Origin of the sequence: Streptomyces sp. LS1784 (genome assembly GCF_020103755.1) — a bacterium.
Lineage (GTDB): Bacteria > Actinomycetota > Actinomycetes > Streptomycetales > Streptomycetaceae > Kitasatospora.
This window is the reverse complement of sequence record NZ_JAHSQD010000386.1, coordinates 1-7912: the sequence shown is the minus strand read 5'-3', so window position 1 is coordinate 7912 and position 7912 is coordinate 1. Positions and strand designations below refer to the sequence as shown.

Annotated in this window: 6 protein-coding genes; 3 read left to right on the top strand and 3 right to left on the bottom strand. The window is 72.9% G+C overall.

Going from position 1 to position 7912, the window contains the following annotated elements; all coding sequences use genetic code 11:
- Positions 1 to 159: 159 nt before the first annotated feature.
- Positions 160 to 2214 carry an iron uptake transporter permease EfeU gene (efeU, locus tag KS423_RS31935; protein WP_224283246.1) on the bottom strand — a complete coding sequence of 685 codons (2055 nt, stop codon included), beginning with the start codon at positions 2212 to 2214 and terminating at the stop codon, positions 160 to 162.
- Between the two features lie 239 nt (positions 2215 to 2453).
- Positions 2454 to 2780, bottom strand: a complete 327-nt coding sequence (locus KS423_RS31930) for a hypothetical protein (protein ID WP_224283245.1) — start codon at positions 2778 to 2780, stop codon at positions 2454 to 2456.
- A gap of 450 nt (positions 2781 to 3230) precedes the next feature.
- On the opposite strand from KS423_RS31930, the gene KS423_RS31925 reads away from it, so the two are divergent.
- Positions 3231 to 4811: a ubiquinol-cytochrome c reductase cytochrome b subunit gene (locus KS423_RS31925; RefSeq protein ID WP_224283247.1), complete on the top strand. Its 1581-nt coding sequence runs from the start codon at positions 3231 to 3233 to the stop codon at positions 4809 to 4811.
- Positions 4812 to 4905: 94 nt separating this feature from the next.
- Here KS423_RS31925 and KS423_RS31920 read toward each other — a convergent pair whose 3' ends face one another.
- The gene (locus KS423_RS31920) at positions 4906 to 5307 is read right to left on the bottom strand and encodes a hypothetical protein (RefSeq protein ID WP_224283244.1); all 402 of its coding nucleotides are present in this window, start codon (positions 5305 to 5307) and stop codon (positions 4906 to 4908) included.
- 204 nt (positions 5308 to 5511) lie between these two features.
- Between KS423_RS31920 and KS423_RS31915 the strand changes: the two genes are divergently transcribed.
- Both KS423_RS31915 and KS423_RS31910 read left to right on the top strand, forming a co-directional pair.
- Positions 5512 to 6126, top strand: a complete 615-nt coding sequence (locus KS423_RS31915; RefSeq protein ID WP_224283243.1) for a TetR/AcrR family transcriptional regulator — start codon at positions 5512 to 5514, stop codon at positions 6124 to 6126.
- A gap of 27 nt (positions 6127 to 6153) precedes the next feature.
- Positions 6154 to 7755 carry an FAD-dependent monooxygenase gene (locus KS423_RS31910; RefSeq protein ID WP_224283242.1) on the top strand — a complete coding sequence of 534 codons (1602 nt, stop codon included), beginning with the start codon at positions 6154 to 6156 and terminating at the stop codon, positions 7753 to 7755.
- Positions 7756 to 7912 lie beyond the last annotated feature (157 nt).

Here is a 7912-nt window from a genome sequence, read left to right as displayed (position 1 = left end):
CGCGGACGAAGCTGCGCCGGGCCGGTCCGGCCGGGCAGCCGCCCTGCGCGGCGACCCCGACAGCAGCCCCGGCTGCGACGGGGTCCCCGGTTGCGGCGGCTGCGGTCTGCGCGACGTGCGGGAACGGGCAGGACCCGGTGGCTGCGGTGTGGTCGGTCATCAGGCGGCCTTCCGGATCTCGAGCAGGGCGGGGACGGGGGCGAGGTCTTCGAGCAGTTCGCCGGTGGCACCGTTGAGCTGCCGCCGGGCGTCGGCGGGCAGCCGGTCGACCGGGGTCCAGCCCTCGGGCCGGTCGGCGGCGGCGACCAGGTCGCCGACCCGCTTCATCCCGGCGTTCACCCTGACGAGCACCTGCGGGTCCCGCCCGTCGAGCAGCGGCTGGAGCAGGGTCAGCAGTTCCTGGGTGCCGGTCAGGTTCGCCTGGGCAGTGGCCAGGTTGGTGCCGCTGCCCATGTCGGTGTCGCCGGTCAGCTCGAACCGGAGGGTGTTCTCCAGGATCTCGTGGGCGCGCAGCGGCAGGTCACCGGGGGCGAAGTCCTGCCCGGGGAAGTCGTGCGCCAACTTGGCGACGTCCTGCGCCAGTTCGTCGGCGACGGGCGTCAGCTCCTCGGCGGACCGACCGTGCCAGAGGCCGTACTCCAGCCGCAGGAAGCCGGTGAAGCCGGGGTCCCGCTCCTTGTCGGCGAGGCCGTCCGGGCGGCCGTCGATCTTGCCGTCGAGGTCGGCGAAGGTGCCGTACGCGGCGCCGAGCGAGGCGTACTGAAGGTGGGCGGTGAGCCAGTCGGCCTTCGCCGCGGCGAGGTTGCCGTCGTGCACGTCGGCCTGGAGCTTCCGGCTCTGCGTCACGAGCGTCGCAAGGCCCTGGTTGACGTACTCCTTGTAGCTGTCGAGCGGGGCCTTGAGGTCGTCCTCGGTGACCGGTTTGACGGCCTTGACCTCGGTGCCGCCGCTGACGTGCACGGCGGCCGAGGTGACGGGCTTCCCGCCGGTGGGCACGCAGCGCCAGGCGTAGTCGCCGGAGCCGATGGTGGCGGTCAGGGCGCGGGTGGTGCCGGGCGCCAGGCCCTCGATCTCGCCGTACACCGCGCCACTGCCCGGGTCGACCAGGTAGACCTCGGCGACCTTGTCACCGGTGTTGCGCATCTGGAACACCTGCTGGCCGGGCCGCGGGTCGGCGAAGCCCTTGCCGCACTCCTGCTCGGAGACGGCGACGGTGGCCGAGCCGTCCTGCTTGCCGTCGCTGACCGCGATCACGGCGGCGGCCACCACCACCGGGACGGCGACAGCCGCGGTCGGCAGCACCCAGCGCGGCCGGCCCGCCCGCACCGGTCCGGCCCCGGCCTCGACGGGCTTCTGCGCGACGGCCTTCGCCGCGGCGGGGGAAGCGGCCGGGGCGCTCGCGCCGCCGCGGACCCCCTCGACGAACAGCGTCATCACGACACCCAGGTACGCGACGTAGCCGACGACCTGGAGCACCGTCATGGTGACGGTCAGGTTGAGGGTGCCCTGGACCAGCGTCGCGTACCAGGACGAGGCGTCCAGGTGCCCGCTCAGGTCGAAGGCGTACGAGCTGCCGCCGCCGACCAGGCCGGATTCCTGGAGGTCGCGCAGGCCGTAGCCGAGCACGCCCGCCGCGACGACGATCAGGCCGATGCCGGTGATGGCGAAGAACCGGGTGAGGTTCATCCTCAGGGCCCGCCGGTACAGGCCCCAGCAGAGCCCGGCCGAGAGCAGCAGGCCGACGGCCGCGCCGATCAGCGGTCCGGTGGACTCCCCGGCGGTGCGCACGTTGGTCCACAGGAAGAGCGAGGTCTCCAGGCCCTCGCGGGCGACCGCGAGGAAGCTGGTGAGCACCAGCGCGCCGGCGCCCATAGCCAGCGAGGCCTGGACCTTCTCCTTGATCTCGGCGGAGAGGGTGCGCGCCGAGCGCCGCATCCAGAACACCATCGCGGTGACGAAGCCGACGGCGATCAGGCTGAGCACTCCGCCGAACGCCTCCTGGGCGTGGCCGGAGAGGCTGGCGGCGGTGAAGGTGAGCACCGCGCCGAAGCTCAGGCTGAGCGCGACGGCCGCCGCGACGCCCGTCCACACCTGAGGCAGCCGGGCCTTCTGGTCCGCCCGGACCAGCGTGGCGATCAGGATCGACACGACCAGTCCGGCTTCCAGGCCTTCGCGCAGCCCGATCAGGAAGCTGGGAAACGCCTCGTCCCACATGCGGCGGGCTCCTCCCCCGGGCCCGGCCCGGATCGTTCACCTGTCCTCGACCCCGCTGCGGTGGCGGCGGAGCGGCGCAGCCGAGACGCCCCGGACACTTGCGTCCGGGGCGTCTGGCTTAGCTTAGGCAAACCTTAGAGCCGACGAGGTCAACTGCACCCCCGCTTCAGGTAAGGGTTCGGTATGAGACCCCCGCATCGAGCGAACCGGCAGGCCGGAGGGCCGTCAGGAGGAGCGCGTCACCCCCACCACTGCTCCGGCACCGGTTCCGGGTCGGACGATTCCGGGACCGTCACCGGTTCGGCGCAACGCACCAGCAGATCACCCTCCTCCGTCCCGGCGACCAGGTAGCCGCACTCGCGCAGTACGACCGCGGCCGCGCCGCTCAACGCCGCGAGCGCCTCCCGAGAGGGCGGCGCACCCGGCTCCGCGCCCGGCCTCCAGCCGACCAGCACACCCTCGGGGTGACGGTCGATCCACAGCGGTGAGGGCCCCTGCCCGGTGTCGAACCCGGCGCGGGCCAGGGCCTCGGTGACGTCCTCGAAGAGTTCACGGTGATCCACCATTGGCGCAGCGTAGGCCCAGGACCGCGCAACCCCCGGACACGGCGCGCGCCGAAACGGTTCAGCGGCACCCGACCGCAGCATCGGCACCCGCTGGGCCGAGCGGCGGCCAGCCGATCGGGCGTCAGGGACCCCCGTCCGGCCCGACACGAGCGGCCGGACGGGCCGATGGACGTGCACAGTCGGCCCCCTGCCGACAGCATGACAGAGTAAGCGATCCATCACCCTGAGCAACGGGTCCGGCGGAACACCTGGTCCGCGCGCCGGTGCGGCCGGCGGACCCGTATCGAGAGGTCCCATGATCACAACACTTCGCCGGCCGGCGTTCTCGCCGGCGGGCCTCCAGCACGGCACGCCGAGGACGCCGGGGAGCCCGTCGTGAGAACCGACCAGCAGTCGCAGCCGGGACCGGCGACCAGCACGCGCGCCGAGCCCGCCAACAAGGCCGAGGCCCTGGCCGACTGGACCGACGGCCGGCTCGGCGTCTACTCCCTGGCCAAGTCCAATCTCCGCAAGATCTTTCCCGACCACTGGTCCTTCATGCTGGGCGAGATCGCGCTCTACACCTTCGTCATCATCATCCTCACCGGCGTCTGGCTCACCATGTTCTTCACGCCGAGCATGGGCGAGGTCGTCTACGACGGGGCGTACGTCCCGCTCAGGGGCATCGCGATGTCCGAGGCCTACAACTCGACGCTCAGGATCAGCTTCGACGTGCGCGGCGGCCTGCTGATGCGCCAGATCCACCACTGGGCGGCGATCGTCTTCGTCGCCTCGATGCTGACCCACATGATGCGCGTCTTCTTCACCGGTGCGTTCCGCAAGCCGCGCGAGATCAACTGGGTCTTCGGCGCGCTGCTGCTGATCCTCGGCATGTTCGACGGCTTCATGGGCTACTCGCTGCCGGACGACCTGCTCTCCGGCACCGGCATCCGCTTCATGGAGGGGGCCATCCTGGCCATCCCGATCGTCGGGACCTACCTGCAGTTCTTCATGTTCGGCGGCGAGTTCCCGGGCACCGACATCATTCCCCGGCTGTTCACCGTCCACGTCCTGCTGATCCCGGGCGTCATGGTGGGCCTGCTCGCGGCGCACCTGATCCTGGTCTTCTACCACAAGCACACCCAGTTCGCCGGGCCCGGCCGGACCAACCAGAACGTGGTCGGCATGCCGCTGATGCCGGTCTACATGGCCAAGGCGGGCGGCTTCTTCTTCCTGGTCTTCGGCGTGGTCGCGGTGATGTCGGCGATCGCCACGGTCAACCCGATCTGGGCGTACGGCCCGTACCGCCCCGACCAGGTGACCACCGACGCCCAGCCGGACTGGTACATGGGATTCTCCGAGGGCCTGATCCGCGTGATGCCCGGCTGGGAGATCAGCGTCTGGGGCGGCCACACCCTCAACCTCGGGGTGCTCATCCCGCTGATGGTCTTCCCGCTCGTGCTGCTGTTCATCTGGGGCTATCCGTTCCTGGAGGCCTGGATCACCGGGGACCGGGGCGAGCACCACATCGCCGACCGGCCGCGCAACGCCCCGGTCCGCACCGCCTTCGGCGCGGCCTGGATCGGCCTCTACCTGCTCCTGCTGGCCGGCGGCGGCAACGACCTGCTGGCCACCCACTTCCAGCTCTCGATCAACGCGATCACCTACGCGGTGCGGATCGGCTTCTTCACCGTGCCGGTGGTCGTCTTCGTGATCACCAAGCGGTGGTGCCTGGGCCTCCAGCGGCGGGACCGGGAGAAGGTGCTGCACGGCCGCGAGACCGGCGTCATCAACCGGCTCCAGCACGGCGAGTTCGTCGAGGTGCACGCCCCGCTGCCACCGGGCCGGCTCTACACCCTCACCGCGCACGACCAGCCGCAGCCCTCCGAGCTGCCGCCGGAGGTGGACGAGAACGGGGTGGCCCGCAAGGCCGGGCTGTGGACCCGAGCGCGGGTGAAGCTCTCCCGCGGCTTCTACGGCAAGTACGGCCAGATCACCAAGCCCACCGTCGAGGAGCGCGAGGAGATCACCAGCGGCCACGGCCACCACTGATCCCGCCCCGACGCCGGAAAGGGCCCGCTGCGCCGGGAGCGGCACAGCGGGCCCTCGTCGCACCCGGGCCCGTCGACGGCGGGCCCGGAGCCGATCAGCCGCGCAGGACGGCCGGGACGACGGCGAACAGCGCCGCCGCCACGGTGACGGAGAGGCAGAGCGCCGCCCAGCGGGCGCAGATCCGGCGGCACTCTGCGCGGTATCGGGCGGCCAGCCGGCGGCAGCGCTCGACCGCGCGGTCGACGACCTCCTCGGCATAGCGCAAGCGATCGGCGGCATAGGCCTGTTCGAGGCTCTCCCGCTCCGGCGCCGGCAGCCACGGGAACTGCGCGGCGAACGCGCGGGCGTCCCGTTCGGCCGCCGCGACCTCCGCCTCCCAGGCCAGGAATCCCTCGATGCGGGCGAACTCCGCCCGGGGGTTCACCCGGGCGCCGGCGCCGGCGGGCCTGCCCTGACGAGGGGTCCGCACTCTCGGCGGACGCTGTCTGCCACCCATGACCGCTCCTCAAGTCCTGTCGAGTCGTCCCGCCGGAAAGCCTGCGGGGAAGGGCTCCTGGCGGGGATCGCTCCGCGACCAGGCAACTACTATCAGCGACAAACCGCAGGTGGCGGACGGCTCGCCACAATCCACGCGCCCGGGAAAAACTTGCATGCCGCGCACTATTGCGCAACACGCACTCTTTGCGGGACAGTGGTGGCCATGACGAAGGGTCAGCCCGGTCTGCGGGAACGGAAGAAGGCCGCGACGCGGGAGGCACTCAGCTGGGCGGCCCTGCGCCTGGCAGTGGAGCGGGGGCTGGAGAACGTCCGGGTGGAGGACATCGCCGCTGCCGCCGGCGTGTCCCCCCGCACGTACAACAACTACTTCTCCAGCAAGGCCGAGGCGATCGTCCACCGGCACCGCGACCGCCTCCGGCAGTCCACCGAGGCACTGCGGGAGCGGCCCGCCGGGGAACCGCTCTGGGAAGCGCTCACCCGGGCCCTGCTCGCCCCGTACCACGACGCGACCGAGCAGCCGGACCCACAATGGACCGCCGCCATACGACAGTTGCTGCGCGAGCCGGTGCTCCAGGCCGAGCTGATGCGCGACGCGGCGCGGACCGCGGCCGGGCTCACGGCCGCGGTGGCCGCCCGGACCGGCACCGACCCGGACCGGGACCTCTACCCGAAGCTGGTCACCGCGGCCGCGCTCGCCGCGATCAAGGCCGCCAACGACCAGTACCTCACCGCCGACCCGCCGGTGCCGTTCCAGTCGGTGCTCGAGGACGCCCTGCGGCAGCTGGCCGCCGGGCTGCCGGCCCCGTCGCCACATTGAACTCACGCTCTCAGAGGGGGACTCGAGATGGACCACGACGTCGTCGTCGCCGGCGCGGGCCCGAACGGGCTGCTGCTGGCCTGCGAACTCGCACTGGCCGGAATCCGGCCGGTGGTGCTGGAACGGCTGCCCGCACGCTCACAGGCCCAGAAGGCCAACGGGCTGGTCGGCCAGGTGCTCCGGCTGCTCGACCACCGCGGCCTGTACGAGCCGCTCACCGGCACCCCGGGCGCGCCACGGCCCGTGCCCCGCTTCGTGTTCGGCGCCTTCCCGCTGGAGCTGCACCTGCTCGACGAGAACCCGCTGCACGCCCTGCCCGTACCGCAGCACCGCATCGAGGAGGTGCTGGAGGAACGCGCCCGCGCACTCGGCATCACCGTGCGCCACGGCCACGAGCTCACCGGCTTCGCCCAGGACGAGGCCGGGGTGACGGTCGAGCTGAGCGGCCCGGCGGGCCCCGAGCGGCTGCGCGCCCGCTACCTGGTCGGAGCGGACGGCGGCCGCAGCACCGTCCGCAAACTCGCCGGGATCGGCTTCCCCGGGGTGACCTCGTCCGACCCGGTTTCGCGGATCGCGCACGTGTGCCTCCCCGAGGACGTGCGCACCACCGCCGACGGCGAGTTCCTGCTGCCCGGCTGCCCGGTCCCGTTCCGCCCGTTCACCCACACCCGCACCGAACACGGCGTCATCGTCCTCGCCCCGCTCGGCCCGGACATCACCATGGTCGCCACCATGGAGTGGGACGCAGGACCGGTGGACGAGACGGCGCCGCTCACCCTGGACGAGCTGCGCGCCAGCATCCACCGGGTGACCGGCGCCGATCTGGCGCTCGCCCCGGCCCGCACGCCCGGACCGTTCACCCCTCGCCGCCAGGTCGGCCACAACACCCGGCTCGCCGAGAACTACCGGCGGGGCCGCGTGCTGCTGGTCGGCGACGCCGCCCACGTGCACGCCGCGACCGGCGGTCCGGGCCTCAACCTCGGCCTCCAGGACGCCGCCAACCTCGGCTGGAAGCTCGCCGCCGAGCTGCACGGCTGGGCCCCGCCCGGCCTGCTGGACAGCTACCAGGGCGAACGCCGCCCGGTCGGCGAGCGGGTGTTCATGCACTCCCAGGCCCAGACCGCCCTGATGGCCCCCGGCCCCGGCACCACCGCCGTGCGTGCCCTGTTCGACGAGCTGCTGGCGCACCCGGACAACCTCGGCCGGATCGCCGCGCTGATGGCGGGCAGCGACGTCCGCTACGAGGTGGACTGCCCGCACCCGCTGGCCGGGCGGTTCGTGCCGGACCTCACGGCGACCACCCCGGACGGCCCCGTCCGGATCGCCCGACTCGCCCGCACCGGGCGCCCGTTGCTCATCGACCTCACCGGCGGGGAGCCAGGCCTCGCGGACCCGGCGGCGGGCTGGAAGGACCGGGTGGACCTCGTCACGGCCTGCTGCCCGCAGCCGCCGGCCGGCGCCCTGCTGCTGCGCCCGGACGGCTACGTCGCCTGGGCCGCCGAGCCCGACCGGGCGGACCCGGACGGACTGGTCCGGGCGCTGCGCACCTGGTTCGGCGCGCCCGCTCCTGAGCACGAGCGCCCTGTTCCTGCGCACGCACACCCGAGGACGGACGCCCAGCCGCTCTGAGTACCCCGGGGCCGGGGCTCCGGGCGACGGGGACGGGCCCGCCCCTCGGTGCGCCGAGGGGCGGGCCCGTTCCCGTCGTGTGCGGGGCGGCCGGGGGCCGCGCCGCGGGTGGGGGACAATGGGCGGCATGTCCCGACGTCGTTCCGCGCCCCGCCCC